Source organism: Glutamicibacter nicotianae (assembly GCF_016907615.1).
Classification (GTDB): Bacteria; Actinomycetota; Actinomycetes; order Actinomycetales; family Micrococcaceae; genus Glutamicibacter; species Glutamicibacter nicotianae.
Genome location: NZ_JAFBCH010000001.1, coordinates 2236576 through 2262045, shown reverse-complemented (window position 1 = coordinate 2262045; position 25470 = coordinate 2236576). Strand labels below are relative to the sequence as shown.

The window sequence follows — 25470 nt, the reverse complement described above, 5'->3', positions numbered from 1 at the left end:
GCGCAATTAACAGCCCGCCGGGACCAGTTGATTCCAACTGGTCCGGCGGGTTTTTCGTACCCGGATAGTGTCACTATGCAGTTCTGCTAAGGTGATTCCCATGAGCGATCCATCAACAGAAGCCAGCGATATTGCCACCGGCGTGGCACTCGCCTCGGGCACCATGTCGCGGCTGCTTGGACGCGCGGCAGGGCAGGGCCGATCGGTCACCGCGTGGCGGGTGCTTTCCACCTTGGACCGCTTGGGTCCGCAGCGCGTGGGAGACCTCGCTGTTGAGCAGCGTGTTGCGCAGCCGACCATGACCGGCCTGGTCATCCGCATGGAGAATGACGGGTTGGTGCAGCGCCAGCCGGACCCTAAGGACGGCCGAGCCAGCTTGGTCAGCCTGACTGGCGAGGGCAAGGAAGCGATCGAAGCCTACCGGCAGCGCGCGATTGCTTCGCTGGCAGGCGGCATCGATTCCTTCAGCGCCGGGGAACGGCAGGTTATGGCGCAGGCGGTGCCGCTGCTGCAACGGCTCAATGACCAGGTCGCCGCGCAGCTGGACACCCACGCACAGCAGGCTTAATCGGCAACGCGCTTGAATCCTCGGCGGGATTCAAGCGCGTTGCCTGTTTGCCATCTCAGCTGACGGATCGGCTCCCTTGTCTAGTCGTCGTTGGACGCGGCCTGGGGTTCCTCTCCATTGGCCATGGCCAGCAGGCGGCGGAAGATCGCCGGGCCGTCATCGCCGATGCCGTCATGGTGGTAGTCCTCGGTCACCCACACCTGCAATCCTGCCACCTGCGAGGCTGTGCGCAGCGAAAGCTCGCGGTCCACATAGACATCGTCGTGGTAAACCGCCGCGGCCACCGGCACCTTGTTCTTCGCCAGCACGTCCAGGTTGTATAACGGGCCGAAGCCCTCGTGCTCGGCTAGGATGCGGGCCACATCCTCCAAGGGGCGCAAGGCCGGATCCTCGGAGAAATGCCAGCCGTAGATCATCTCGCCGGTCAGCAACGGGGTCGCCGCGTGGTATGTGAAATCCGGGAACTCCGGCAAGACCTGTTCCGCGGCGAAATTGGTCGCCTCGCCTTGCGCGTAGATGGTTTCGTGCATCAGCGCATAGAGCGGGTTCGATGCGAACGAGGACTGCGCGTTCAGCGCTTCGAGGAAGGCGTCCGAGAGGCGTTCGCCGCCCGGGGTATCACTGAAGGCCTCCTCGAAGATGTGATGCAGCAGGTGCACCCGGGTGTTGCCGCCCAGGTACATGCCCAGCATCTGCACCAGCGGGACGGTGACGCGCTGGCCGTTGGGCAGGCGCTCATCGTCCTTGGCGCGCACATGCTCGTAGATCCTGTGCAGCGTCTCATAGTCCTCGGGATACCAGGAGAAGTACTCGCGGTTGCGTTCGGCCATGCGCTGGTAGGTGGCACGGTAGACGGTCTTCGCATCGGCATCCAGCGAGGCCAGCCCGCCGGTGACCAGACAGCGGGTGAGCGACTGCGGGAAGAGCGAGAGATAGGTCAGGGTGCAGAACCCGCCGTAGCTTTGGCCCAGGGTGCTCCATTGCTCGATGCCCAGGTGCTCGCGCAGCGCCTCGGCATCGCGCACGATCGAATCGGCCCGGAAATGCGTGAGGTAGCGTGCCTGGGCCGCCGAGTCCCCGCGCAACGGAAGGGTCTTGCGGTTGGCCGGGGTGGACAGCCCGGTGCCGCGCTGGTCCAGCAGCAGTACGCGGAAGTGCTTGGTGGCCTCGGACAGCCACCCGGAGAGGGAACCGGGGCGCGGGGACTTGCCGCCTGGCCCGCCCTGCAGGAACAGCAGCCAGGGCTTTGATACGTCGGTGCTGATCTCGCGGGCGAAGACCGAGATCTTCTCGCCCTGCGGGTCTGCATGGTCCAGCGGGACCTCGATGCGATGGTCGGTGACGTCCATACCGCGATAATGCCGCATTAGTTTGCTCCTCGGGTGCCAAGTGCGTGCAATGCTTCGCCGTCCAGGCGGCGTGTGGTCCAGCCGTCCATGGAACCGGCGCCGATCGCGTCGTAGAACTTGATCGCCGGTTCATTCCAATCCAGCACCGACCATTCCAGGCGCTTGTAGCCGCGCTGGACGCAGATCTGCGCCAGGGTGCGCAGCAACGCGGTTCCGGTGCCCGAACCGCGTCGCGCTTCGCGCACGTAGAGGTCTTCCAGGTGGATGCCGTGCCGGCCTTCCCAGGTGGAGTAGGTCAGGAACCACAGGGCCATGCCCTTCAGCTCGCCGGATTCATCCTCGGCCACGTGGGCGAAAACCTGGGGATTGGGGCCGAAGAGATGCTCTTGCAGATCAGCTACGGTGTTGTGCACCGCATCTGGTTCCTTCTCGTAGTCGGCCAATTCCTGGATCATCTCCAAGATCTGCGGGCAGTCGCCCACAACAGCTTCACGCACAATACTCATGTGTTCCAGCTTACCTCCGTCGCACCGCTAAAACGTCGGTGACCAGACCTAAGGTTGAATGCATGATGGGTGGACACCACGCGGTGAGCGGCGCAGCCGCATGGTTGGCAATAACGACTCCGGTCACCGTGGGATCGGTGAACCTGGGGCTGGGCACCTTCCAAATGGACCGCTGGGAAACCCTGGCCGGAGCGATCGTGTGCGCAGGTGCCGCCCTGCTGCCCGATGCCGATCACCATTCGGCCACGATCGCCCGTTCACTGCCGCCAATTTCCAGCATCTTCACCCGGATCATCGGTTCGGCTTCCGGCGGGCACCGCAATGGCACCCATTCGCTGATCGGCATCGCCTTCTTCATCTTCCTGGCCTGGCTGGCCAACGGCTGGGATGTGCAAACCGCGGCCCTGGGGACGGTTTATCCGGCGGCGGCGCTGTTCGCGATCCTGCTGATCTCCTTCGCGGTGAAGACCATGAAGTTCATGCCGCCGCTCTTGTGCTGGATTATCGCCCTGGCCGCCGGCACCTTCGTGGGGATGAATGCGCCCGAGCAGAACCTCTGGTTCCTCATGGCCGTTTCGGTCGGTGTGATCGTGCACGTGCTGGGCGACATGCTGACCATCGGAGGCTGCAATCTGCTGTGGCCGATCAAGATCGGCTCCCCGCGCTGGTTCCGCCGGATGCCGGTCATCGGCGGCTGCTGGAAGTCCAACGGCCGGGTGGCGCTGCCGATTCTGGGCGAAACCGGCTCCACCTCCGAATGGCTGCTGGCCACGGGACTGACCACCTATGTGGGCATTGCGCTAATCGTCGCCTAGCTGCCCGCAGGCACGCCAGAACATTTTTGGGAGATGGCCTAAGGCCATGGCATGATCCAAACCATGGTGATCCACTACACCCAGCGCATCAGCTGGCCAGATCTTCCTGCCGAACTGCGCGAACTGATTGAATCGCACCTGGGATCGCAAGTCATCACGGCGCATGGCCAATGCGGCGGGTTCTCTGCGGGCAGCGCCGACCGGCTGCTTACCGCCGCAGGGCAGAAGGTGTTCGCCAAAGCTGTCAGCCACGGGCTGAATGGCCCGGGCGCCGCCCTGCATGCGCGAGAGGCGGAGATCGCAGCGATGCTCCCGGCTTCGATGCCGGTTCCGAAATTCCTGGGACGGATTCGCTGGGATGACTGGGAGGCGTTGATTTTCGACCAAGCGCCAGGGTTTAACCCGCAGCTTCCCTGGGGTGCCGACGAGCTTATCCGGGTGCTGGACACGCTCGCGCAGCTGGCGGATCAGCAGCCAGCTGGAATCACCAGCTTGCTTCCTGCCCTCGAAGTAGATCTGCGCGAGGACGCCAGCGGTTTTGCTCGGATCATGGCTGACGAATGGATTCCTGCAGACCCTTGGTTGGCGCAAAACCTGGAAGCACTCCATGAACTGGCCATCGAAGGAATTGGGGCACTGGCCGGAAACCAGCTGGTGCACACCGATCTGCGCTCGGACAACATCTTGCTGGGCGAAGATGGGGGCGTGCTTCTGGTCGACTGGCCGTGGGCTTCGCGTGGTGCCGCGTGGTATGACGCGTTGACGGTGCTGGTTGAGGCCAGGATTTTCGATCCGGCACTGGATGCGGACGCCATTGCATCGTCCCACCGGATTTTCGCCTCGACGAGCTCCGATGCTCTGACTGGAGCGCTGGCTGGTTTGGCTGCCTACTATGTTGATGCCGCTCGTAGGCCAGAAGTTCCGGGGCTGCCCACCCTGCGCAGTTATCACGCCAAGCAGGCAACGGCCTGCATAGCCTGGCTCAAAGCCCGATTGGGGTAATGCTAAGACCTGTTGCTAGCCGGACCCGGGCATCTCGGCGTTTTCCCCGCGGTAGATCAGGGCAAGGCCGAGGAATATCAGGCCGAGTTGGAGAACGGTCGCGACCCATGCGCCGGAAGCAAAGAGTTCCGACCAACCGCTGAGCAGCCCTATCAGGACCAGCAGCAATATGCCTGCTCCAAGCAGACGCAGCTTGAATCCATTCATGGCCACACCCTACGACAATGCCCGCAACATTGCTACCGGTTTCCGGCAGGATGTTGCGGGCATTGTGTGCGACTAGTCCAGACGTTGGGGCTGGGGCGTTTCCGTGCCGAATCCCATGGAAAGGATCGGCGGCAGGTCGGAATCCAGCCTGGAAAGTACCAGATCTCCCTGTTCAACGAGGTTATCCGGAAGGGCATCCAGCGGGAACCAACGCAGCTGCGCGGCTCGCTCCGGCTCCATAAGTCTCGGTACACCATCCCACTGTCTGGTGCGGAAGAAGAAATCCACGTAGCTGCCAGCTTGCTGGTTACGATGCACCGTGCACAACGGCTGAAGCTGTGCCGGATCGATGTGGATTCCCAGCTCTTCGCCGGCTTCACGCACGGCGGCGGCCTGGGCAGCTTCGCCGGGCTCAATGTGCCCGGCGGCCGCTGTGCTCCAGTACCCGTCCATGTAGCCGGTTCCTTGGCGCAGCTGCAGCAAAACCTCATCGCGGTGTTGCAAGATGACGTAGCTGATCGCCTTCATGCCTAGTCCAGACGGCCCACGGAGGTCACGGTAACCACCGGTTCGCCTACCTCGTCCGAGTCATCCAGCGAGATGGTCGCGGAAATACCCCAGTCGTGGTGCTCGGAAGGATCAGCGAAGATCTGGCGTACTTCCCAGATGCGGTTAGGCAGTTCCTTGATGATGAACAGCTGCGAGCTGCGCCCGGCGGGGCCATCATCGATGTCATCGTGCTCATCGAAGTAGCCATCCATCGCATCGGCCCAGACATCCGCGTCGAATCCGTTGTGCTCATCGAGTTCGCCCAGCGCCTTGTCTTGCTCATCGGCGAAGAGCTTCACCCGGCGGAACATCTCGTTGCGGACCATCACCCGGAAGGCCCGCACATTGCTGGTCAGCTTTTCCGGTGCCGGAGGCGGTGCGGTTTCGGTTTCCTCGTGCAGCTCGCCCCGCGAGAGCTCTTCCCACTCATCGAGCAGCGAGGAGTCGATCTGGCGGATCATCTCGCCGAGCCACTCGATGAGGTCTTCGAGATCCTCGCGCAGTGCATCCTGCGGGACGGTCTGGCGCAGGGCCTTGTAGGCGTCGGTGAGGTAGCGCAGCAGCACGCCCTCGGAGCGGGCCAGTTGGTAGTACTGGACGAAATCGGAGAAGCCCATGGCGCGTTCGTACATGTCGCGGACGATCGACTTGGGTGCCAGCTCGAAATCGGCCAGCCACGGCGCGCCGGAGCGGTACTGCTCGAACGCGTTCTCCAGCTTCTCAGCCAGCGGCATCGGGTAGGTGACCTCATCCAGCGCGTTCATGCGGTCGTTGTAGTCCATTCCGTCGGCCTTCATCGCGGCAATGGCCTCGCCGCGGGCCTTCTTCTCCTGGCCGGAGAGCACCTGGCGCGGCTTTTCCAAGGTCGCCTCGATCACCGAAACGACATCCAGCGCGTAGCTGGCGGAATCCGGGTCCAGCAGGTCCAGGGCGGCCAGCGCGAAGGGCGAGAGCGGCTGGTTCAGCGCGAAGTTCTGCTGCAGGTGCACGGTCAGCTCATAACAGTTGCCGTATTCGTCGGGCTGCTCGCGGCGCACCACCACCTCGGTGGCGATCAGTTCTCGCAGGATGCCGATGGCGCGCTTCTTGAGCTTGCGCTGCGCGGCCGGGGTTTCATGGTTCTCGCTGAGCAGGCGCACAGCGGCCTCGAACGCATTATCCTCGCGTTCCAGCAGGTTCAGCAGCATCGAGTGCGAGACCTGGAAGGAGGACTTCAGCGTTTCGGGGGCGGCCTCGACGATCTTCTCGAAAGTCTTCTCGCCCCAGGTCACGAAGTTCTGCGGCGGCTTCTTCTTCGGGATCTGCTTGAGCTTGGACGAGCCCTCGCCATGCTTCTTCAGGGCCTTTTCCATGGCCTTGTGGTTCTCGATCGCATGCTCCGGGGCCTGCACCAGCACGGTGCCTGCAGTATCGAACCCGGCGCGTCCGGCGCGGCCGGCAATCTGGTGAAATTCGCGGGCATTGACGATGCGGGTGCGGGTGCCGTCGAATTTGGACAGGGCGGTGATCACCACGGTGCGGATCGGCACGTTGATGCCCACGCCCAGGGTGTCGGTGCCGCAGATGACCTTGAGCAGGCCTGCCTGGGCCAGTTGTTCGACCAGACGGCGGTACTTGGGCAGCATGCCGGCGTGGTGGATGCCAATGCCGTGGCGGACCAGGCGGTTCAGCGTCTTGCCGAATCCTGCGGCGAAGCGGAAGCCGCCGATCATTTCGGAGATCTTTTCCTTCTCCTCGCGCGTGGCCACATTCACGCTCATCAGCCCGGTGGCACGGTCGATGGCATCGAGCTGGGAGAAGTGCACGATGTAGATCGGGACTTGCTTGGTCTTGATCAGTTCCTCCACGGCTTCCTGCACCGGGTCCATGGAGTAGTAGAAGTGCAATGGGATCGGACGCTCGGTGTGCGCGACCGTGACCGTGGTCTTGCCGGTGCGTTCTTCGAGTTCCTTCTCGAAACGGGTGACGTCGCCCAGGGTGGCGCTCATCAGCAGGAACTGCGCCTGCGGCAGCTCGATCAGCGGCACCTGCCAGGCCCAGCCGCGCTGCGGGTCGGCGTAGAAGTGGAATTCGTCCATGATCACGCAGCCCACGTCGGCCTTGGAGCCTTCGCGCAGGGCGATGTTGGCCAGGATCTCGGCGGTGCAGCAGATGATCGGGGCGTCGGCGTTCACCGAGGAGTCGCCGGTGACCATGCCGACGTTCTCCGCGCCGAAGATCTTGCACAAGTCGAAGAACTTCTCGGAGACCAGGGCCTTGATGGGCGCAGTGTAGAAGCTGATCTGGTCTCGGGCCATGGCATAGAAGTGCGCAGCGATGGCAACCATGGACTTCCCCGACCCGGTGGGGGTGGCCAGGATGACGTTGTTGCCGCCGGCCAGCGCCATCGACGCTTCGTCCTGTGCGGGGTAGAGGCTGATGCCGCGCGTCGCCACCCACTGGCCGAAAGCCTCGTAGATTTCGTCGTCGGATACGTTCTTGGTGTCTGCTGGCAGATAATCGGTGAGCAACATGATGTTCCTAGCCTATCGGTTGAGAACTACGACTGGGGGCTGGATGTTGCCTGCGCCTCGGGTTTAGGCTCAGGAACATGAAATGGGATCCGACGAAATACACTGAATTCTCCGACTACCGCGGCCGCCCATACAAAGATTTGCTGGGACAACTGGCAGGGGTCGAGGCGTCGAAGATCATCGATCTGGGCTGCGGCCCGGGAAATATGACCCGGCTGCTGGCCCGGCGCTGGCCGCAGGCGCAGGTCACCGGTCTGGATTCCTCGCCCGAGATGATCGCGCGGGCTTCGCAGAGCGAGCACGAGGAGAATCTGGGCTTCGCGCTCGCCGACGCCACGCAGTGGATCCCTGATGCCGATACGGACCTGCTGTTCTCCAACGCCATGCTGCAGTGGCTGCCGGGGCATCGCGAGCTGCTGGCCCGGTGGCTGGTCAAGCTGAAGCCCGGCGCGAACGTCGCCATCCAGGTCCCGGGCAATTTCGGTTCACCTTCGCATGCGGTAATGCGCGCAGTCGCCGACAGCCCGAAGTGGTCCGGCAAGCTGGCAGGGGTGCTGCGCCATGACGACGTGGTCGGCGAGCCGGATGAATACCAGCGGATCTTCCTGGACGCGGGGTTCCAGGCCAATGTCTGGGAAACCACCTACCATCAGCTGCTCGCAGGCGAGGACCCGATCCTGAACTGGGTTCGCGGTACCGCGTTGCTGCCCGTTCGGCACGCGCTGGGACAGGAAGACTACCTAGAGTTCGAGAACGACTACCGTGCCGAAGTTTCCGTCCACTACCCTTCATTCACCTCGCAGGACGGAACCATCTTGACGAATTTCCCGTTCCGCCGGATCTTCATGGTTGGCCACAAGCTCGGCTGACACCGCTCATCCGGGACGTTGCGGGGCTGCAGGCTCTGGCGTCCGAGGAGCCAAACGGAGCATACTTTCTGCATGCACGCGTACGATGCCTTTCTTGCGGGACCGGAGCACAGCCTGAACCTGGCCCGCTTGCAAGCGGACTTCAATCGGGAATTCGATTCGCCATGCCCACCTGTTGTGGTGGTTGCACGGCGCTTGGAAGTCATGCTGGCAGGAGACCAGTGTTTCGCCATCGTCGCGGGGAATGGACATGGCTTGGTCGGGCATGCGCTGGTCACGCTGCGACCCACATTTTACTTCGATGGGCCGCTGGCCGTGCTAGACGAACTTTACGTCCAACCCGTATTGCGTGGCCGGGGCATCGGGTCGGCCCTCATCGACCGCCTGCTGCAGGGACTGGCGCTGCGCGGAAGCCTGGAACTGCATATCAACGTGGACGAGGACGACACTGCAACTCGGCGCTTCTACGAACACCACGGGTTCGACAACAACTTACCGGGAAGCGACTGGCAGATGCTGTTGTACTACCAGGAGCTGCCGCCGACTAAATAGCCGGTGGCAGCTGCTGCAAGCTCCTACCAGCCGCGCTCCAGCCATTCGGGCAGGGAGGGGCGTTCGGCGCCCAGCGTGGTGCCATCACCATGGCCCGGAAGGATCACGGTCGAATCCGGGAACCGGTCGAAGATCCGGGAAGTGACATCGGCATAAAGCGACGCGAAACGCTCTGGATCCTTCCAAGTGTTCCCTACGCCTCCGGGGAAAAGACTGTCCCCAGTGAGGACGATGTGCTGTCCTGAAGAATCCGCCAGCGCGAATGCAATGGAGCCAGGGGTGTGGCCACGCAGGTGGATTGCTTCGAGCGTGACCTCGCCCAACTGGATTTGATCGCCATGGGAGAGCGGGTGCGCCACCTGCACTCCGGATTCCTCCAGGATGCCGGCGACATCATCGGCCCCCGCATAGGTAGGGACCGGGTAGGCGGCCACCGCGTCGGACAGGGCGCGCACGTGGTCCCAGTGCTGATGGGTCGTGGCGATCGTGGTGACCTGCACTTCGCCCTTCGGCGTGTCGGCCGCAGCCGCTGCCAGCAAGTCCTGGATGGCCGGGAAGTCATCCGCGGCGTCGATCAATATTTGCTGCCCGCTGGCCTTGTCGGTCACGACGTACACGTTGTTGGACATGTCCGAAACCGAAATCCAGCGAACACTGAAGTCATCTAGCTGTAGTTCATTCATTCCTCCAGACTACGGTGAAACCGGTCCGCCACACGATAGGCTCGAGAGACATGAAGCACACGACGAAACGGAACATCGTATGACCGAGTTGCCCTTCCTGCGCGTGGACACGGAGTCCACGGTGGCCCCGTACCAGCAAGTCCGCGAGCAAATCCTGACGGCAGTGGCCGAGGGCAAGCTTGCTCCGGGCACCAAGCTTCCCTCGGTGCGCGCGCTCGCCGGCACCCTAGGTTTGGCGGTCAATACCGTGGCCAAGGCGTACAAGGAGCTCGAACTCCAGGGCGCGGTCGTCACCCGCGGACGCCACGGCACGGTCATCCAGGCCGCCGAGGACCGGGCCGAGCAGGAAGTCAGCGATGCCGCCGCAGACCTGGCGCGGATCTCGCAGCAATGGTCGGTGGATGAGGACACCGCTGTGAAGTACCTCAGGGCAGCTTTCAGCTCGCTGCCCCAATAACACGTCCGCATCGACCGCATCCCAGCAGCGATTCTGGTCGACTGCACGCAACACAACGCACATCACGCGTCAGCACCTGAGAATGAGAACAAGACAATTGGGAGTCCGCCCATGAAAGCATTGCGCACCACGAACCGCCACCGACAGCTGGCTGCCGCCCTCGGGGCCACCTTGCTCTTGGGCACGCTAGCCGCATGCTCCGCCACTGAGACCGAACAGCCCGTGCGGGATCTGGGGCAGGAACAAGTGCAGGCCGCATGGACGAGCAAGGACAAACTGCTCTCCGAAGCCCACGTCGACGAGGCTGAGAGTATCGTGCTCGCCTACACGCTGGACGGCAAGACTCCCTATCTCGTAGCCCGGGACCTGGCCACCGGAGTAGAAATCTGGAAGGAGAAGTCCGGAGTCGGCAACACGCCATCCGGCATTGCCTTCGAGGTCAGCGTGGTGGAAAACAATGGCAAGAAATACGTGTCACTGCTGCAGCTGGTGGAGAAGGATAAGGTGCGGCCCGCGGTGCTCGACCTGAAAACCGGGCAGCGGGTATCCAAGGATCCGGGATCCCTCTACAACATCGATCGCCCCACTGAATGCGACAACAGCTGGTGCACGATCGCGGCCAGCCCCGACACCGGAGGGAACATTGCCGACTACTACTACGACTGGCATTCGAATAGCTGGAAGAAGGCAAAGAAGGCCAGCGAAATGCCTGATCCGAAGAAAAATCTCGGGGACTACTACCTCGGTGAAGGGCTTTCCATCTCCAGCAACCAGGAATCCGGCAGATCGGTCCTGAGCTATGCCCATGAGGGAGCTCTGGCGTGGAGCAAGGACTACGAAGAAATCTACGATGAGCACTACTCCACGGGCGGAGGCTGGGCTTGGGAGACCTTCGACGGGGAACAAAGTACATTGGTGGGCTCCGGCAATCGCACCTTCTACCAGTTTGAACTCGGCGGGGGGGGATTTCGAGTGGGATATGGCAACGGATTCCATGCTGGTGGGGCTTGACCCGCAGACCGGCGATGGCCGTTGGTCGTTGCCCGGCGCGGATTACTCCTGCTTGGGCATCCTCGATCTGTACGGCGTTCACACCGATAGCACCCTGGTGACCTGCCAGATCAATTCCGGTACTGCCGAGGTCAATGCCCAAGATGATGGCACTGCCAAGCTCGGCGGCATCAAGAACTTCGAGGGAAATTTCGTCGGCATCGATGTCCACAGCGGCAAGAAAAAGTGGAGCTTCCCCATGCCGGATATGGCCGACAATGAACTGGTGAAGAAACTGCGCTTGCAGCAGCAATTCCTGGCCGGTGACAAGTCAGTGGTCTTGCCGCTAGCCGAAGGCGCGCAGGTCGTCGACATCGACAGCGGGAAAGCCGTCGGCATCGAGCAAGGGTTGGGGCAGACCGTGTTGTGCACCATGGAACTTGAAGGTGTCGACGTGCAACGCTCGGGCAATGACAAGGACACCGCGAACCTGTTGCCGGCAACGACAGTCCAGTCCTGCGACCGCGACACTCGCAAAAAGAGCGATCAATTGCCGTTGTTCGCCGAATTCCAGCGGGCCGGCTACCAGGAAGGCGCCACCGTGGTCCTGGAAGGCGAAAAGGGCTTGACCGCTTACACCATGCCGTCTGCCACCGATCCAGCCCCGGAATCCGTCGATAAGTAGAGTCCACGGCGCTGTGCTTGGGGTGCCGAATGGAGGCGGCGGACTGTCCGCGAGCGAACAGCCCAGCAGTCATTCGCGGGCAGTACCTTGTTGGCAGTCCAGCGCTTGGACTTGTTTGGGCGGTGGCCTGGCGCGCTCTCCGAGCGCCGGATCAGCGGTTTCCTGATTTAACTGTGAGTTGCATCCATTCGTACATGTATTCGAAGCAGTTTTCGATTAGTATTGCTTCGTGGCTATTACTGCAGAGAGCAAAAGAACAGATCTGACTCGCCTGGTCGTCAAGGGGGCCCGCGAGCACAACCTGAAGAACGTGGACATTGATCTGCCGCGTGACGCGATGATCGTCTTCACTGGCCTGTCCGGTTCGGGCAAGTCCTCCCTGGCCTTCGACACCATCTTCGCCGAAGGCCAGCGCCGCTACGTCGAATCGCTCTCAGCCTACGCCCGCATGTTCCTCGGCCAGGTGGACAAGCCGGATGTGGATTTCATCGAGGGCCTGTCGCCAGCGGTGTCCATCGACCAGAAGTCGACCAGCCGCAACCCGCGCTCCACCGTGGGCACGATTACCGAAGTGTACGACTACATGCGCCTGCTCTGGGCGCGTGTGGGCCGTGCGCATTGCCCGATCTGCCACGAACCGATCTCCAAGCAGACGCCGCAGCAGATCGTCGACCAGCTGATGGAGCTTCCGGAGAAGACCCGTTTCCAGATCCTCGCCCCGGTGGTGCGCTCGCGCAAGGGCGAATTCGTCGACCTGTTCGCCGAGCTTTCCTCCAAGGGCTTCGCCCGTGCCCGGGTGGACGGTGAAACCATCCAGCTGAACGATCCGCCAAAGCTGGCCAAGCAGGTCAAGCACACCATCGAGGTGGTGGTGGACCGCCTGGCCATCAAGGAAGACGCCCGCCAGCGCCTGACCGACTCCATCGAAACCGCCCTGGGCATTGCCGAAGGCCGCGTGCTGGCCGACTTCGTCGACCTGGACGCGGATGACCCCAAGCGCGTGCGCGCGTTCTCCGAGAACCTGGCCTGCCCCAATGAGCACCCGCTGGCCATCGATGAGATCGAACCGCGCACATTCTCCTTCAATAACCCGTTCGGTGCCTGCTCGGCCTGCTCCGGCATCGGCACCAAGCTGGAAGTCGACGAGCACCTGATCGTACCGGACACCGAGGTCACCCTGGCCGAGGGCGCGATCGCCCCATGGTCGCTGGGCAAGGCCACCACCGAATACTGGAACCGGCTGATCGAGGGCCTGGGCAATGAGCTCGGCTTCACCATGGACACCCGCTGGCAGGACCTGCCGGCCGCCGCCCGCGAAGCGATCCTCAACGGCAAGGACCACAAGGTGGTCGTGCAGTACAAGAACCGCTTCGGCCGCGAACGCAAGTACTCCACCGGCTTCGAGGGCGTCATCTCCTATGTGCACCGCAAGCACCAGGAGACCGAATCCGACCACGCGCGCGACCGCTACGAGCAGTACATGCGCCAGATCCCGTGCCCTACCTGCGGCGGCGCGCGACTGAACCCGGCATCGCTCTCGGTCCTGGTGGGCGGGCGCTCCATCGCCGAGGTCTCCGCCATGGACCTGCGCAGTGCCGCGGAATTCCTCTCCTCGATCGAGCTCAGCGCACGCGAGGCGCAAATCGCCGCGCAGGTGCTCAAGGAAATCGACGCGCGCATGAAGTTCCTGCTGGACGTCGGGCTGGAATACCTGACCCTGGAACGCGCCGCCGGCACCCTGTCTGGCGGCGAGGCGCAGCGCATCCGCCTGGCCACTCAGATCGGCTCCGGCCTGGTGGGCGTGCTCTACGTGCTCGACGAGCCGTCCATCGGCCTGCACCAGCGCGACAACCGCCGGCTGATCGACACCCTGCTGCACCTGCGTTCGCTGGGCAACACGCTGATCGTGGTGGAGCACGACGAGGACACCATCGCCGAAGCCGACTGGATCGTGGACATCGGCCCGGGCGCCGGCGAGCACGGTGGCGAAGTGGTGCATTCCGGTTCCCTGGAAGACCTGAAGCAGAACACCAAGTCGCTGACCGGCGACTACCTTTCGGGCCGCAAGCAGATCGACATCCCAGCCAAGCGCCGCAAGGTCGACAAGGACCGCAAGCTCAAGGTGGTCGGAGCCAGCGAGAACAATCTGCAGAACATCTCGGTCGAATTCCCCCTGGGCGTGCTGACCGCGGTGACCGGCGTGTCCGGATCGGGCAAGTCCACCCTGGTCAACGACATCCTCTACAAGGTGCTGGCCAATAAGCTCAATGGTGCCAAGCAGGTGCCGGGCCGGCACACCCGTGTACAGGGCCTGGAGCACCTGGACAAGGTGGTCCACGTGGACCAATCGCCGATCGGCCGTACCCCGCGATCGAACCCTGCCACCTACACGGGCGTTTTCGACCACATCCGCAAGCTGTTCGCAGAGACCAATGAGGCGAAGCTGCGCGGATACCAGCCGGGCCGCTTCTCCTTCAACGTCAAGGGCGGGCGCTGCGAGGCCTGCTCGGGCGACGGCACGCTGAAGATCGAGATGAACTTCCTTCCCGACGTGTATGTGCCGTGCGAGGTCTGCCATGGTGCCCGCTACAACCGCGAGACCCTGCAGGTGCTGTACAAGGGCAAGAACATTGCCGACGTGCTGGACATGCCGATTGCCGAAGGCGCCGAATTCTTCAGCGCATTCACCCCGATCGCCCGCCACCTGCGCACGCTCGTGGACGTGGGCCTGGGCTATGTGCGCCTGGGGCAGCCGGCCACCACGCTCTCGGGCGGCGAAGCCCAGCGCGTGAAGCTCGCTGCCGAGCTGCAGAAGCGGTCCAATGGCCGCTCGATCTACGTCCTGGATGAGCCGACCACCGGCCTGCACTTCGAAGATATCCGCAAGCTGCTCAAGGTGCTGCAGGGGCTGGTCGACAAGGGCAATACCGTGCTGACCATCGAGCACAACCTGGATGTGATCAAGTCGGCGGACTGGGTGATCGACTTGGGTCCGGAAGGCGGTTCGGGCGGTGGCACGATTTTGGCCACTGGCACCCCGGAGAAGGTGGCCAAGGTGGCCGATTCGCACACCGGAAAGTTCCTCGCCGAGATCCTGTAATGCCTCGCAGAGAATGTTCGACATATGCAATTTCAGTTATGGATTGCTAACCCGCGTCCGCTTCATGGGAAGATGGCTAGGTGAATATGTCGGTAACAAGTGTGCTCTTTGATCTGGATGGGACCCTCGTGGACCCTGCCGGTGCCATCACTTCGGGTATCCGCCACGCGGTGACCTCCCATGGTTTGGCCGATCCGGGCGAAGCCCGGGTCGAGGCGCTGGTGGGCCCGCCCCTGCAAATCGGCTTGCGTACGCTCGACGGGGTCACCGACGATAACATCGGCTCCATCATTGCCGCCTACCGCGCCCGGTATGCGGATACGGGCATGGCCGAATCGGTGATCTACCCGGGCATGGTGCCGCTTTTGGACGCATTGCGATCGGCCGGGATCCACGTCGCGGTGACCACGGCCAAGCCGATCAACATCGCGCGCCAGCTCATCGCCCGAAAAGGGCTGGATGAGCATCTCGACGCGATTCACGGCAATGCGGATGAACACGGGAGCATGGGTTCGAGCAAGACGCACATCGTCGCCAAGGCTTTGGAACACGGCCAGCTGGACCCGGAGCGCAGCGTCGTGGTGGGGGACCGTCACTACGATTGGGATGCCGCCCGCGAGAATTCGGTGGCATCCATCGGTGTCGCCTGGGGCTTTGCCCAGGGCGATGAACTGCAGCAGGCGGACGCCATAGCCGTGACCGCCCGGGATCTGGCCGTGCTGCTGCTCGGCGCGGAACGGGCAAACACCATTAACTTCGACGAAGACTTCATGCAGGAAGGTGCAAAGTAGATGAGCATCTACACCATGACCCGTTCGTCGATTCGGGGCATCATCCACGGCGTCTGCCGTGCGGAAGTGACCGGGCTGGAGAACGTCCCGAAAGAAGGCGGCTTCATTGTCGCCTCCAACCACCTGTCTTTTTTCGACTCCCTGATCATCCAGGCGCTGACCCCGCGCGACGTGGCGTTCTTCGCGAAGGCTGAATACTTCACCACTCCTGGCCTGAAGGGCAAGATGATGAAAACCTTCTTCGAATCCGTGGGATCCATCCCGGTGCAGCGTGGCGAGCAGGCGGCCTCCGTGGCGGCGCTCGACTCGCTGGTGGAAATCATCGAGGGCGGCTCAGGCATCGGAATCTACCCGGAAGGCACCCGTTCGCGCGACGGCAAGCTTTACCGGGGACGCACCGGCGTGGGCTGGCTGGCGCTGACCACCGGTGTGCCAGTGGTCCCGGTCGGGCTGATCGGCACGGAGAAGTTGCAGCCTGCTGGCTCCAAGGGCTTCAAGCCCGCCAAATTCCAGATCCACTATGGCGAGCCGCTGTACTTCGACCAGCTGGGACGCAAGCACCCGTTGCCGCAGCGCCGCCAGGCCACAGACCGGATAGTGGATGCGATCGCCGAACTGTCCGGCCAGGAACGCGTCGATTCCTACAACCAGCTGCCGCCGGACGCGAAATAGGCCATGGCTGATCCGGCAAGCTACCGTCCGAAGACCTCGGACATCCCCACGAAACCGGGCGTGTACCGTTTCCGCGACGAACACGGCCGGGTCATCTACGTCGGCAAAGCCAAGGTCCTGCGCAACCGCTTGACCTCATACTTCGCCAACCCAGATCGGCTCACGCCCAAAACCCGGGCGATGGTCTTCACCGCCGGGTCTGTGGAATGGACCGTGGTGGGGTCCGAGCTGGAAGCGCTGCAGCTGGAGTATTCCTGGATCAAGGAATACAACCCCCGGTTCAATATCGTTTTCCGCGACGACAAGACCTACCCGTACCTGGCTGTCACGCTCAATGAGAAGTACCCGCGCGCCCTGGTGATGCGCGGTGACAAGCGCAAGGGCGTGAAATATTTCGGCCCGTTCTATCCGGCCAAGGCCATCCGCGAAACCCTCGATACGCTGCTGCGGGTCTTTCCCGTGCGCAGCTGCGCACCCGGCGTGTTCAAGCGTGCCGAAGCCTCGGGCCGTCCGTGCCTCTTGGGCTACATCGACAAGTGCTCAGCTCCCTGCGTCGGACGGATCAGCGAGGAAGACCATCGCCAACTGGCCGATGACCTCTGCACCTTCATGGGCGGCGAGGCGACCAAGTTCACCAAGGCGCTGACCGTGAAGATGCAGGAAGCCGTCGCGGAGCTCGAATACGAGAAGGCCGCCCGCTATCGCGATGACATCGCTGCCTTGAACCGGGTCTTCGAACGCAACGCAGTGGTCCTTGACGACCGGACCGAAGCCGACATCTTCGGCATCCATGGCGATGAGCTGGAAGCCGCCGTGCAGGTCTTCCATGTCCGCGACGGCCGCATCCGCTCGCAGCGCGGCTGGGTCGTTGAAAAGGTCGCAGATACCACCGACGCAGAATTCGTCGAGCAGCTGCTCACCCAGATTTACGCCGATCACGCAGACCGGATTCCCAAGGAAATCCTGGTTCCGGCACTGCCTGAAGACATCGAGGATGTCACCACCTGGCTTACCGAGCTGCGCGGATCCAAGGTCTCCCTGCGCGTCGCCCAGCGAGGCGATAAAGCGGCGTTGGCAACCACCGTTGTGGAGAACGCGGAACAAGCGCTGCGTCTGCACAAATCGAAGCGCGCAGGCGATATCACCACGCGATCGCTGGCCATGCAGGAACTGCAGGATGCCCTGGGAGCAGAGCAGGCGCTGCTGCGCATCGAATGCTATGACGCGTCGCATACCCAGGGAACTAACGTGGTCGCTTCCATGGTGGTCTTCGAGGACGGTCTTCCGAAGAAGAGCGAGTACCGCAAGTTCTCCATCACCGGGGACGCCGCACGCGACGATACCGCCAGCATGTACGACGTGATCTACCGCCGCTTCAGCCGCTACCTGAAGGAAAAGGTCGACCCGACGAGCTTCGCCACCGGGGAAGTGGATGAAGCCACCGGCGAGCAGGAAAAGAAGAAATTCTCCTACCCGCCTTCCCTGGTGGTCGTCGATGGCGGCCCGCCGCAGGTGGCCGCCGCGCAAAAGGCCATGGACGATCTGGGAATCGATGATATTCCCGTCGTCGGCCTGGCCAAGCGCCTGGAGGAACTGTGGCTGCCGGATGATCCGTTCCCGGTGATCCTGCCGCGAGCTTCCGCCTCGCTGTATCTGGTCCAGCGGCTTCGTGACGAGGCCCACCGTTTCGCGATCACCTTCCATCGGGCCAAGCGGGCCAAATCGATGATCGCTTCCGATCTGGATGCCATCCCGGGCCTGGGCAAGGCCAAGCAGGCCGCCCTGCGCAAGCACTTCGGGTCGATGAAGAAGATCCGGGCCGCAAGCGTCGCCGAACTGATGGAAGTGCCCGGCGTCGGTGAAAAACTTGCTACTTCCATCAAAGAGTCCCTAGAAGACGCTTCATTAACCGGTGTGAATATGACTACCGGCGAAATTGTCGACTAGCCTTGTGATATGACCGCTGAGTATGAAGCAGTAAAACCCCCTGAGTCCGAACTCGTGATCGTGACAGGCATGTCAGGTGCCGGTCGCACCACCGTCGCGCATGCTCTGGAAGACCAGGGCTGGTACGTGGTGGAGAACCTTCCACCGGCCATGCTCGGACCCCTGACCGAGATGATGAGCCGCTCGCAGGGTTCCATTCCGAAGATGGCTGTCGTGATGGACGTGCGCTCCAAGGAAATGTTCCCGGAGATCCGCGACGCGTTGGCGAACCTGACGGCCAGCGGAGTGAAATTCCGGCTGGTCTACCTGGATGCCAGCGACGAGGTGCTGATTCGCCGCTTCGAGCAGGGACGCCGGCCGCACCCGCTGCAGAACGACGGCCGCATCGTCGACGGCATCAAGCGCGAACGTGGAATCACCGACCAATTGCGCGAAGCCGCCGAAATCATCCTGGACTCCACTACCATGTCGGTGCACGACCTGGCGCGTGCAGTCAATGAGCTGTTCAGCGAATCCGGGCCGATCATCCTGCGCATCAACGTCATGAGCTTCGGCTTCAAGTACGGCCTGCCGGCAGACGCCAACTACGTGGCAGACGTCCGCTTCATTCCCAACCCCCACTGGGTTCCTGAACTGCGCCCGCAGACGGGCAAGGACAAGGAAGTCTCGGACTATGTCCTCAGCCAGGAAGGCACCAGCGAGTTCATCACGAACTACCTCAAGGCGCTTGAACCAGTCTTCGAGGGCTACCGCCGCGAGAACAAGCATTACGCGACCATCGCGGTGGGCTGCACCGGCGGCAAGCACCGTTCGGTGGCAACCACCATCGAGCTGGGCCGGCGGCTGGCACAGTTCCCGAACGTACGGGTGAACATCAGCCACCGAGATCTGGGGCGTGAGTAGGAGCCATGGCCTTTGCCACAGGTCCAATCCCGATCCAGGGACTGACGCGAAGCGATGATTACCGCAACCCATCGGTGGTTGCCTTGGGCGGGGGACATGGCTTGTCCTCCTCGCTTTCTGCCCTGCGCCGCCTGACTACCGACCTCACCGCCATCGTTACGGTGGCCGATGACGGCGGCAGCTCCGGGCGCCTTCGGGGCTCGTTCGATGTGCTGCCCCCGGGCGACTTGCGCATGGCCTTGGCTGCGCTGTGCGATGACAACGACTGGGGTCGGACCTGGCGCGATGTCATGCAGTACCGCTTCGAATCGACCGAAAACATCGAAGAGCCCTTGAACGGCCATGCCGTTGGCAACCTGCTGATCCTTGCTCTCTGGGAGTTGCTCGACAACCCGGTAGCTGGACTGCGCTGGGCCGGGGCGCTGCTCGGCGCCCGCGGCCAGGTCCTGCCGATGAGCACCGTTCCGTTGTCCATCCATGGCGAGGTACTCGAATCGGATCCGGTGAACGACACCTTGGTGCGCCGCCGCATCGATGGGCAGGCCAAGCTGGCCCGCGCCGGTTCTGGCGGACTGGTCACCAATGTCTATCTGGAACCATCCAATGCGCCGGCCTGCTCCGAAGCGCTGGAATCTATCGATCTGGCGGACTGGGTGATTCTTGGTCCCGGATCCTGGTACACCTCGGTGCTGCCGCATCTGCTGCTGCCAGACATGCGCCAAGCTCTGGCATCGACAACGGCCAAGAAGCTGCTGACCATGAATCTGGCCTTCGACACCGCCGAGACCGCCGGGATGGATGCCGCCGCGCACTTGGAGGTGCTGGTCCGCTACGCACCCGAGATCAAGTTCGATGCGATTATCGCCGACGAATCCAAGATTCGTAACAAAGAGCGATTTGAGCTGGCAGCGCAAAAACTCGGCGCGCGGGTCTTTTTTAGTACAGTAGGAGTATCTGACGGTCGTGCCGTGCACGACCCGTTGCGACTAGCGGCGGCCTATCATGAGGTGTTTACCGCGATCGGATCTTAGGAAGATCCAAGTAAGGGAGTTTGATTCATGGCATTGACGGCTTCCGTCAAAGACGAGCTGTCGCGGGTAGAGATTCGCAAGCCGTCGGTCCGCAAGGCCGAGGTTTCGACCATGCTGCGCTTCAGCGGCGGACTGCATATTGTCTCCGGACGAATTGTCATCGAAGCAGAAGTGGATCTGGCAGCAACCGCCCGGCGGTTGAAGATCGCTATTGGCGAGCTGTACGGGCACGATGCCGAGATCGTAATGGTTTCCGGTTCTGGCATCCGCAAGGGGAGCCGCTACATCGTGCGCGTGTCCAAGGATGGAGAAGTACTGGCCCGCCAGACTGGCCTGCTTGATCAGCGCGGTAGGCCGGTACGCGGCCTGCCCTCGGTCATCGTCAACGGTTCCACCGCCGACGCCGAAGCGGTATGGCGTGGCGCATTCCTGTCCCATGGTTCGCTGACCGAACCCGGACGCAGTTCCGCATTGGAAATTACCTGCCCTGGACCAGAAGCCGCCTTGGCCCTGGTCGGTGCGGCTCGCCGCCTGGGTCTAACGGTCAAGGCCCGCGAGGTGCGCGGCGTTGACCGCGTAGTGATCCGTGATGGCGATGCCATCGCCCAGCTGCTCACCCGCATGGGCGCCCACGATGCGCTGATGGTCTGGGAAGAACGCCGCATGCGCAAGGAAGTGCGCGCCACCGCCAACCGCCTGGCGAACTTCGACGACGCCAACCTGCGGCGCAGTGCCCAGGCGGCGGTCGCTGCCGGGGCGCGCGTCGAGCGTGCGCTGGGAATCTTGGGCGACGAGGTTCCAGAGCACCTGCGCTATGCGGGGCTGCTGCGCCTGGAGCACAAGCAAGCCTCCTTGGATGAGCTCGGCCGCATGGCCGAACCGCCAATGACCAAGGACGCCATCGCTGGCCGAATTCGCCGCCTCTTGGCTATGGCGGATAAAAAGGCGAGCGATCTGGGAATACCAGGTACGGAGTCCAGCGTTCCAGGAGAAGAACTGGAACACTAAAAATGTCCCCGCGGGAGCCCTCCCGTGGAGATTCAACCAATTGAGAAGATTGAGGAGAATCATGGCTGTTTATTCACTGCCAGAACTGCAGTACGACTACGCCGCACTGGAGCCGAACATTTCGGCTCGCATCATGGAACTGCACCACTCCAAGCACCACGCAACCTACGTTGCAGGCGCAAACTCGGCACTGGAGCAGTTGGCTGAAGCTCGCGAAAAGGGCGAATTCGGCAACATCCCGAAGCTGTCCAAGGACTTGGCTTTCCACCTGGGCGGCCACACCAACCACTCGATCTTCTGGAACAACCTGTCCCCAGAAGGCGGCGACAAGCCTGAGGGCGAGCTGGCAGCTGCCATTGACGACTTCTTCGGTTCGTTCGACGCATTCCGCGGCCACTTCACTGCTGCTGCCATGAGCCTGCAGGGCTCGGGCTGGGCAATCCTGGCCTACGACGCACTGGGCGGCCAGCTGGTCATCGAGCAGCTGTACGATCAGCAGGGCAACATCCCAGTGGCAACCACCCCGCTGCTGATGCTGGACATGTGGGAGCACGCCTTCTACCTGGACTACGTCAACGTCAAGGCAGACTACGTCAAGGCCTTCTGGAACATCGTGAACTGGGCAGATGTCCAGGCTCGTTTCGAAGCCGCACGCAACGGTGCAGCATCGCTGATCGTTCCAGGCAAGTAATACTTACCTGGTAAGTTAGCTCACATTCTCCGCTGATATAGCGTAGTATGTTTCTAGTGTGTTGCGGATTCCAGCTTCTGCTGGGATCCGCAAGCACGGCACAACGGAGTGTCCTCTTAAAGAAGGCCACTTCCGTCTGTGAACGGTCGTGGCACAATCATCCCGTTTAGAGGAGATAGTCACGTGACAACTCGTGTTGGTATCAATGGTTTCGGTCGCATCGGACGCAACTTCCTGCGTGCAGTATTGGCCCACAAGGCAGACATCGAAATTGTCGCCGTCAACGACCTTGGTTCAATCGATTCGCTTGCTCACCTGGTGAAGTTTGACTCTGTTCTCGGCCCAGTGGGCGAGGCAGTATCCGTAGATGGTGACACCATCGTCGTCGGTGAACGTCGCATCAAGGTTCTTTCCGAGCGCGATCCAGCAAACCTTCCATGGGGTGAACTGAAGGTCGATGTCGTCATCGAATCGACCGGCTTCTTCACCAAGGCTGTAGACGCCAAGAAGCACATTGCAGCCGGTGCCAAGAAGGTCATCATCTCGGCTCCAGCTACCGATGAAGACATCACCATCGTGATGGGTGTTAACCAGGACAAGTACGATCCTGCAAACCACAACATCATCTCCAACGCATCATGCACCACCAACTGCTTGGCTCCACTGGCCAAGGTCCTGAACGACGAGTTCGGCATTGTTGACGGCCTGATGACCACCATCCACGCATACACCGCTGACCAGCGCCTGCAGGATGCTCCACACAGCGACCCACGTCGTGCACGTGCCGCTGCACTGAACCTGATCCCTACCTCGACCGGTGCTGCCAAGGCCATCGGCGTCGTACTGCCGGAGCTCAAGGGCAAGCTGCACGGTTACGCAATGCGCGTGCCAGTTCCAACCGGTTCGGCAACCGACCTGACCGTCAACCTGGCTCGCACCGCAACCGCTGAGGAAATCAACGCTGCATTCGAGAAGGCCGCTTCCGAAGGTCCGCTGAAGGACGTTCTGGAATACTCGACCGATCCACTGGTTTCCTCGGACATCGTCACCAACCCTAACTCGTCGATCTTCGACTCCGGTCTGACCACCGTTATGGGCAACAGCGTGAAGGTTGTTTCGTGGTACGACAACGAGTGGGGCTACTCCTCGCGACTTGTTGACCTCGTTGGATTCGTGGGATCAAGCCTCTAGTCGATAACCTAGAGATATGTCTTCTCACACTATTGACGAATTGATCGCTGACAACGGTGTCCGCGGACGGCACGTTCTGGTCCGAAGCGACCTGAACGTGCCGCTCGACGGTGCAACTGTGACCGATGACGGCCGCGTACGCGCATCCTTGCCGGTCATCTCCAAGCTGGTTGAAGCGGGTGCAAAAGTCATCGTGATGGCGCACCTGGGCCGCCCTAAGGGGCAGGTTGATGCGAAGTACTCGATCGCACCTGCAGCACAGCGCTTGAACGAACTTGCAGACTTTGACGTAACAGTCGCCGAGGATGTTGTGGGCGAATCCGCTCGCAAGGCCGCGGCAGACTTGGCCGAAGGCTCCGTGCTGGTTCTGGAAAACGTTCGCTTCGATGCTCGCGAAACCTCCAAGGTCGACGCAGAACGCGAAGAGTTCGCCAAGGAACTTGCGGCACTGACCGGCGAAAACGGCGCTTACGTGAACGACGCTTTTGGCGCCGTGCACCGCAAGCACGCTTCCGTCTACGACATTGCCAGCTTGCTCCCTAGCTACCAGGGTGACCTGGTCGCAACCGAGGTCAAGGTTCTGAAGACCCTGACCGAAGCCCCTAAGCGCCCATACGTTGTTGTGCTCGGAGGCTCCAAGGTTTCGGACAAGCTTGCAGTCATCGACAACCTGCTGGGCAAGGCCGATCAGCTCTTGATCGGCGGCGGCATGGCGTTCACCTTCCTGAAGGCACAGGGCTACGCCATTGGCGGCTCGCTGCTGGAGGAAGACCAGATCGCTACCTGCCAGGAATACCTCAAGCGTGCCGAGCAGCTGGGTTGCGAGATCATCGTTCCTGTTGACGTCGTTGTCGCTGAGAAGTTCGGCGCCGATGCGGCGCATGAGATTCTGCCAGCAGACAAGATCGAGGAAGCAAGCTTCGGCTCCACCGGGCTGGGTCTGGATATCGGACCGAAGTCGGCGGAGCAGTTCGCAAGCTACATCACCAGCGCCAACACCGTATTCTGGAACGGTCCGATGGGCGTATTCGAGATTCCGGCGTTCGCGGAAGGCACCCGCACCGTAGCGCAGGCATTGGCTAACTCTGAAGCATTCAGCGTCGTCGGCGGTGGCGATTCAGCCGCAGCTGTCCGCGCATTGGGCTTCTCGGAGGAGGACTTCGGTCATATCTCCACCGGTGGCGGAGCTTCATTGGAGTACCTCGAAGGCAAGACCCTGCCGGGCGTTGCCGCATTGGAAGGCTAGGAAATGACTATTTCGCAGAACGGCGCCTACGTGCGCCAGCCACTGATCGCTGGCAACTGGAAGATGAACATGGACCACGTCCAGGGCATCACACTTGTCCAGAAGCTGGCGTGGACCCTCAAGGACCACGAACACAACTACGATCGTGCCGAGGTCGCTGTGTTCCCTCCCTTCACCGACATCCGCGGCGTGCAGACACTGACCCTGGGCGACAAGCTGGACATCGTCTACGGTGCCCAGGATCTGTCGGCAAAGGATTCAGGCGCGTACACCGGTGAAATCTCGGGCCAGTTCCTCAAGAAGCTCGGTTGCACCTACGTTTTGGTAGGCCACTCCGAGCGTCGCGAGTACCACAACGAGACCAACCAGGTGATCGCCGCCAAGCTGGCAGCCGCGTACCGCCACGAGCTGACACCGATGCTCTGCGTCGGCGAAGGCCTGGAAGTGCGCAAGGCCGGCGAGCACGTGGCTTTCACCTTGGAACAGTTGGCGCAGTCGCTGGAAGGCGTTACCGCTGAGCAGGCCGCAAACCTGGTCATCGCCTACGAGCCGGTGTGGGCCATCGGTACCGGTGAAGTTGCGGGACCGGCCGACGCGCAGGAAATGTGCGCCGCGATTCGCGGTGCGCTGGCCGAGCGCTTCGGAGCGGAGATTGCCGAGAAGACGCAACTGCTCTATGGCGGTAGTGTTAAGGCAGCAAATGCCGCATCGATCATGCGCGAGCGCGATGTCGATGGCGTGTTGGTTGGCGGTGCCAGCCTGGATGCCGAGGAATTTGCTAATATTGTCAGGTTCGAGCATCATCTCGTCACCGACTGAATCTAACTAAGGAACCGTCGACTTGGATATTATCAAGATCATTCTGCAGGTATTGCTGGGCATCACAAGCGTCCTGCTCACCCTTTTGATCCTTTTGCACAAGGGTCGTGGTGGAGGTATGTCCGACATGTTCGGCGGCGGCATGACCAGCTCCATGGGATCTTCAGGTGTTGCCGAGCGCAACCTGAACCGGATCACCATTGTTCTCGGTCTGATCTGGGGTGCCGTGATCATCGGCCTTGCCCTGGTGCTTCGATTCAGCGTCGAAGCCTAGGCAGCAACCTTCCGCAGCAGCCAAGAGGCGCCTTCCACATCACGTGGAGGGC

General features: G+C 62.0%; 26 protein-coding genes. 20 read left to right on the top strand and 6 right to left on the bottom strand.

The annotated features are described in order from the left end of the window. The first annotated feature begins 100 nt into the window (after nucleotides 1-100). Complete coding sequence (locus tag JOE62_RS10805) at nucleotides 101-568, top strand: MarR family winged helix-turn-helix transcriptional regulator (RefSeq protein ID WP_204722357.1); 468 nt, start codon at nucleotides 101-103, stop codon at nucleotides 566-568. Between the two features lie 80 nt (nucleotides 569-648). On the opposite strand, the gene JOE62_RS10800 is transcribed toward JOE62_RS10805, so the two are convergent. Then, entirely contained in the window at nucleotides 649-1935 is a 1287-nt protein-coding gene (locus JOE62_RS10800; RefSeq protein ID WP_204722356.1) for an alpha/beta fold hydrolase, read from the bottom strand. Then, nucleotides 1935-2423, bottom strand: a complete 489-nt coding sequence (locus JOE62_RS10795) for a GNAT family N-acetyltransferase (RefSeq protein WP_204722355.1) — start codon at nucleotides 2421-2423, stop codon at nucleotides 1935-1937. The genes JOE62_RS10800 and JOE62_RS10795 overlap by 1 nt, the downstream gene beginning before the upstream one ends. Before the next feature lie 62 nt (nucleotides 2424-2485). On the opposite strand from JOE62_RS10795, the gene JOE62_RS10790 reads away from it, so the two are divergent. Further along, nucleotides 2486-3238 carry a metal-dependent hydrolase gene (locus JOE62_RS10790; protein ID WP_204722354.1) on the top strand — a complete coding sequence of 251 codons (753 nt, stop codon included), beginning with the start codon at nucleotides 2486-2488 and terminating at the stop codon, nucleotides 3236-3238. A 51-nt stretch (nucleotides 3239-3289) separates the two neighbouring features. Continuing rightward, nucleotides 3290-4240: a phosphotransferase gene (locus JOE62_RS10785; RefSeq protein ID WP_204722353.1), complete on the top strand. Its 951-nt coding sequence runs from the start codon at nucleotides 3290-3292 to the stop codon at nucleotides 4238-4240. A 15-nt stretch (nucleotides 4241-4255) separates the two neighbouring features. Here the strand turns inward: JOE62_RS10785 and JOE62_RS10780 are convergent, their stop codons facing one another. The 3 genes from JOE62_RS10780 to JOE62_RS10770 form a co-directional block, all read right to left on the bottom strand. Continuing rightward, nucleotides 4256-4447: a hypothetical protein gene (locus JOE62_RS10780; protein WP_013349261.1), complete on the bottom strand. Its 192-nt coding sequence runs from the start codon at nucleotides 4445-4447 to the stop codon at nucleotides 4256-4258. Nucleotides 4448-4519: 72 nt separating this feature from the next. Then, complete coding sequence (locus tag JOE62_RS10775) at nucleotides 4520-4975, bottom strand: NUDIX domain-containing protein (protein WP_204722352.1); 456 nt, start codon at nucleotides 4973-4975, stop codon at nucleotides 4520-4522. 2 nt (nucleotides 4976-4977) lie between these two features. Then, on the bottom strand, nucleotides 4978-7509 hold the full coding sequence (locus JOE62_RS10770) for a DEAD/DEAH box helicase (protein WP_204722351.1): 2532 nt from the start codon (nucleotides 7507-7509) through the stop codon (nucleotides 4978-4980). Nucleotides 7510-7586: 77 nt separating this feature from the next. Here JOE62_RS10770 and JOE62_RS10765 point away from each other — a divergent pair, with 77 nt between their 5' ends. After that, nucleotides 7587-8378 carry a methyltransferase domain-containing protein gene (locus JOE62_RS10765; RefSeq protein WP_204722350.1) on the top strand — a complete coding sequence of 264 codons (792 nt, stop codon included), beginning with the start codon at nucleotides 7587-7589 and terminating at the stop codon, nucleotides 8376-8378. Between the two features lie 72 nt (nucleotides 8379-8450). Continuing rightward, entirely contained in the window at nucleotides 8451-8930 is a 480-nt protein-coding gene (locus tag JOE62_RS10760) for a GNAT family N-acetyltransferase (RefSeq protein ID WP_204722349.1), read from the top strand. A 23-nt stretch (nucleotides 8931-8953) separates the two neighbouring features. Here JOE62_RS10760 and JOE62_RS10755 read toward each other — a convergent pair whose 3' ends face one another. Continuing rightward, nucleotides 8954-9613 (bottom strand): MBL fold metallo-hydrolase, encoded by a 660-nt coding sequence (locus JOE62_RS10755; RefSeq protein WP_204722348.1) that lies wholly within the window; start codon nucleotides 9611-9613, stop codon nucleotides 8954-8956. 79 nt (nucleotides 9614-9692) lie between these two features. Between JOE62_RS10755 and JOE62_RS10750 the strand changes: the two genes are divergently transcribed. The 15 genes from JOE62_RS10750 to secG all read left to right on the top strand — a co-directional run bounded on the left by JOE62_RS10750 (nucleotide 9693) and on the right by secG (nucleotide 25418). Beyond that, entirely contained in the window at nucleotides 9693-10070 is a 378-nt protein-coding gene (locus JOE62_RS10750) for a GntR family transcriptional regulator (protein ID WP_204722347.1), read from the top strand. 111 nt (nucleotides 10071-10181) lie between these two features. Then, nucleotides 10182-11081, top strand: coding sequence for a hypothetical protein (locus tag JOE62_RS10745; protein WP_204722346.1), 900 nt, complete (start codon nucleotides 10182-10184; stop codon nucleotides 11079-11081). After that, a complete protein-coding gene (locus JOE62_RS10740) occupies nucleotides 11050-11745 on the top strand; it encodes a hypothetical protein (RefSeq protein WP_204722345.1) in 696 nt (231 codons plus the stop codon). Before JOE62_RS10745 ends, JOE62_RS10740 begins: the two co-directional genes overlap by 32 nt. Before the next feature lie 229 nt (nucleotides 11746-11974). Then, a complete protein-coding gene (gene uvrA / locus JOE62_RS10735; RefSeq protein ID WP_204722344.1) occupies nucleotides 11975-14845 on the top strand; it encodes an excinuclease ABC subunit UvrA in 2871 nt (956 codons plus the stop codon). Between the two features lie 86 nt (nucleotides 14846-14931). Beyond that, entirely contained in the window at nucleotides 14932-15636 is a 705-nt protein-coding gene (locus JOE62_RS10730) for an HAD hydrolase-like protein (protein ID WP_239543334.1), read from the top strand. Next, the gene (locus JOE62_RS10725) at nucleotides 15637-16308 is read left to right on the top strand and encodes a lysophospholipid acyltransferase family protein (RefSeq protein ID WP_038990762.1); all 672 of its coding nucleotides are present in this window, start codon (nucleotides 15637-15639) and stop codon (nucleotides 16306-16308) included. Between the two features lie 3 nt (nucleotides 16309-16311). Next, nucleotides 16312-18255 carry an excinuclease ABC subunit UvrC gene (gene uvrC / locus JOE62_RS10720; protein WP_204722343.1) on the top strand — a complete coding sequence of 648 codons (1944 nt, stop codon included), beginning with the start codon at nucleotides 16312-16314 and terminating at the stop codon, nucleotides 18253-18255. Nucleotides 18256-18264: 9 nt separating this feature from the next. Then, nucleotides 18265-19158, top strand: a complete 894-nt coding sequence (gene rapZ / locus JOE62_RS10715) for an RNase adapter RapZ (protein ID WP_204722342.1) — start codon at nucleotides 18265-18267, stop codon at nucleotides 19156-19158. A 5-nt stretch (nucleotides 19159-19163) separates the two neighbouring features. Then, on the top strand, nucleotides 19164-20189 hold the full coding sequence (locus JOE62_RS10710; RefSeq protein ID WP_204722341.1) for a gluconeogenesis factor YvcK family protein: 1026 nt from the start codon (nucleotides 19164-19166) through the stop codon (nucleotides 20187-20189). A 27-nt stretch (nucleotides 20190-20216) separates the two neighbouring features. Beyond that, on the top strand, nucleotides 20217-21197 hold the full coding sequence (gene whiA, locus JOE62_RS10705; RefSeq protein ID WP_038990767.1) for a DNA-binding protein WhiA: 981 nt from the start codon (nucleotides 20217-20219) through the stop codon (nucleotides 21195-21197). A 61-nt stretch (nucleotides 21198-21258) separates the two neighbouring features. Beyond that, nucleotides 21259-21888: a superoxide dismutase gene (locus JOE62_RS10700; RefSeq protein ID WP_204722340.1), complete on the top strand. Its 630-nt coding sequence runs from the start codon at nucleotides 21259-21261 to the stop codon at nucleotides 21886-21888. Between the two features lie 183 nt (nucleotides 21889-22071). Beyond that, on the top strand, nucleotides 22072-23079 hold the full coding sequence (gap, locus tag JOE62_RS10695; protein WP_022876409.1) for a type I glyceraldehyde-3-phosphate dehydrogenase: 1008 nt from the start codon (nucleotides 22072-22074) through the stop codon (nucleotides 23077-23079). 16 nt (nucleotides 23080-23095) lie between these two features. Beyond that, the gene (locus JOE62_RS10690; protein WP_022876408.1) at nucleotides 23096-24325 is read left to right on the top strand and encodes a phosphoglycerate kinase; all 1230 of its coding nucleotides are present in this window, start codon (nucleotides 23096-23098) and stop codon (nucleotides 24323-24325) included. 3 nt (nucleotides 24326-24328) lie between these two features. Continuing rightward, nucleotides 24329-25144 carry a triose-phosphate isomerase gene (tpiA, locus tag JOE62_RS10685; RefSeq protein ID WP_204722339.1) on the top strand — a complete coding sequence of 272 codons (816 nt, stop codon included), beginning with the start codon at nucleotides 24329-24331 and terminating at the stop codon, nucleotides 25142-25144. A 22-nt stretch (nucleotides 25145-25166) separates the two neighbouring features. Continuing rightward, nucleotides 25167-25418: a preprotein translocase subunit SecG gene (secG, locus tag JOE62_RS10680; RefSeq protein WP_038990774.1), complete on the top strand. Its 252-nt coding sequence runs from the start codon at nucleotides 25167-25169 to the stop codon at nucleotides 25416-25418. Nucleotides 25419-25470 lie beyond the last annotated feature (52 nt).

What these genes read in the sequence shown, in the direction of transcription:
- JOE62_RS10805 (WP_204722357.1), top strand. Translation starts at nt 101, where the DNA reads ATGAGCGATCCATCAACAGAAGCCAGCGATATTGCCACCGGCGTGGCA.
- JOE62_RS10800 (WP_204722356.1), bottom strand. Translation starts at nt 1,935, where the DNA reads ATGCGGCATTATCGCGGTATGGACGTCACCGACCATCGCATCGAGGTC.
- JOE62_RS10795 (WP_204722355.1), bottom strand. Translation starts at nt 2,423, where the DNA reads ATGAGTATTGTGCGTGAAGCTGTTGTGGGCGACTGCCCGCAGATCTTG.
- JOE62_RS10790 (WP_204722354.1), top strand. Translation starts at nt 2,486, where the DNA reads ATGATGGGTGGACACCACGCGGTGAGCGGCGCAGCCGCATGGTTGGCA.
- JOE62_RS10785 (WP_204722353.1), top strand. Translation starts at nt 3,290, where the DNA reads ATGATCCAAACCATGGTGATCCACTACACCCAGCGCATCAGCTGGCCA.
- JOE62_RS10780 (WP_013349261.1), bottom strand. Translation starts at nt 4,447, where the DNA reads ATGAATGGATTCAAGCTGCGTCTGCTTGGAGCAGGCATATTGCTGCTG.
- JOE62_RS10775 (WP_204722352.1), bottom strand. Translation starts at nt 4,975, where the DNA reads ATGAAGGCGATCAGCTACGTCATCTTGCAACACCGCGATGAGGTTTTG.
- JOE62_RS10770 (WP_204722351.1), bottom strand. Translation starts at nt 7,509, where the DNA reads ATGTTGCTCACCGATTATCTGCCAGCAGACACCAAGAACGTATCCGAC.
- JOE62_RS10765 (WP_204722350.1), top strand. Translation starts at nt 7,587, where the DNA reads ATGAAATGGGATCCGACGAAATACACTGAATTCTCCGACTACCGCGGC.
- JOE62_RS10760 (WP_204722349.1), top strand. Translation starts at nt 8,451, where the DNA reads ATGCACGCGTACGATGCCTTTCTTGCGGGACCGGAGCACAGCCTGAAC.
- JOE62_RS10755 (WP_204722348.1), bottom strand. Translation starts at nt 9,613, where the DNA reads ATGAATGAACTACAGCTAGATGACTTCAGTGTTCGCTGGATTTCGGTT.
- JOE62_RS10750 (WP_204722347.1), top strand. Translation starts at nt 9,693, where the DNA reads ATGACCGAGTTGCCCTTCCTGCGCGTGGACACGGAGTCCACGGTGGCC.
- JOE62_RS10745 (WP_204722346.1), top strand. Translation starts at nt 10,182, where the DNA reads ATGAAAGCATTGCGCACCACGAACCGCCACCGACAGCTGGCTGCCGCC.
- JOE62_RS10740 (WP_204722345.1), top strand. Translation starts at nt 11,050, where the DNA reads ATGGCAACGGATTCCATGCTGGTGGGGCTTGACCCGCAGACCGGCGAT.
- JOE62_RS10730 (WP_239543334.1), top strand. Translation starts at nt 14,932, where the DNA reads ATGTCGGTAACAAGTGTGCTCTTTGATCTGGATGGGACCCTCGTGGAC.
- JOE62_RS10725 (WP_038990762.1), top strand. Translation starts at nt 15,637, where the DNA reads ATGAGCATCTACACCATGACCCGTTCGTCGATTCGGGGCATCATCCAC.
- uvrC (WP_204722343.1), top strand. Translation starts at nt 16,312, where the DNA reads ATGGCTGATCCGGCAAGCTACCGTCCGAAGACCTCGGACATCCCCACG.
- rapZ (WP_204722342.1), top strand. Translation starts at nt 18,265, where the DNA reads ATGACCGCTGAGTATGAAGCAGTAAAACCCCCTGAGTCCGAACTCGTG.
- JOE62_RS10710 (WP_204722341.1), top strand. Translation starts at nt 19,164, where the DNA reads ATGGCCTTTGCCACAGGTCCAATCCCGATCCAGGGACTGACGCGAAGC.
- whiA (WP_038990767.1), top strand. Translation starts at nt 20,217, where the DNA reads ATGGCATTGACGGCTTCCGTCAAAGACGAGCTGTCGCGGGTAGAGATT.
- JOE62_RS10700 (WP_204722340.1), top strand. Translation starts at nt 21,259, where the DNA reads ATGGCTGTTTATTCACTGCCAGAACTGCAGTACGACTACGCCGCACTG.
- JOE62_RS10690 (WP_022876408.1), top strand. Translation starts at nt 23,096, where the DNA reads ATGTCTTCTCACACTATTGACGAATTGATCGCTGACAACGGTGTCCGC.
- tpiA (WP_204722339.1), top strand. Translation starts at nt 24,329, where the DNA reads ATGACTATTTCGCAGAACGGCGCCTACGTGCGCCAGCCACTGATCGCT.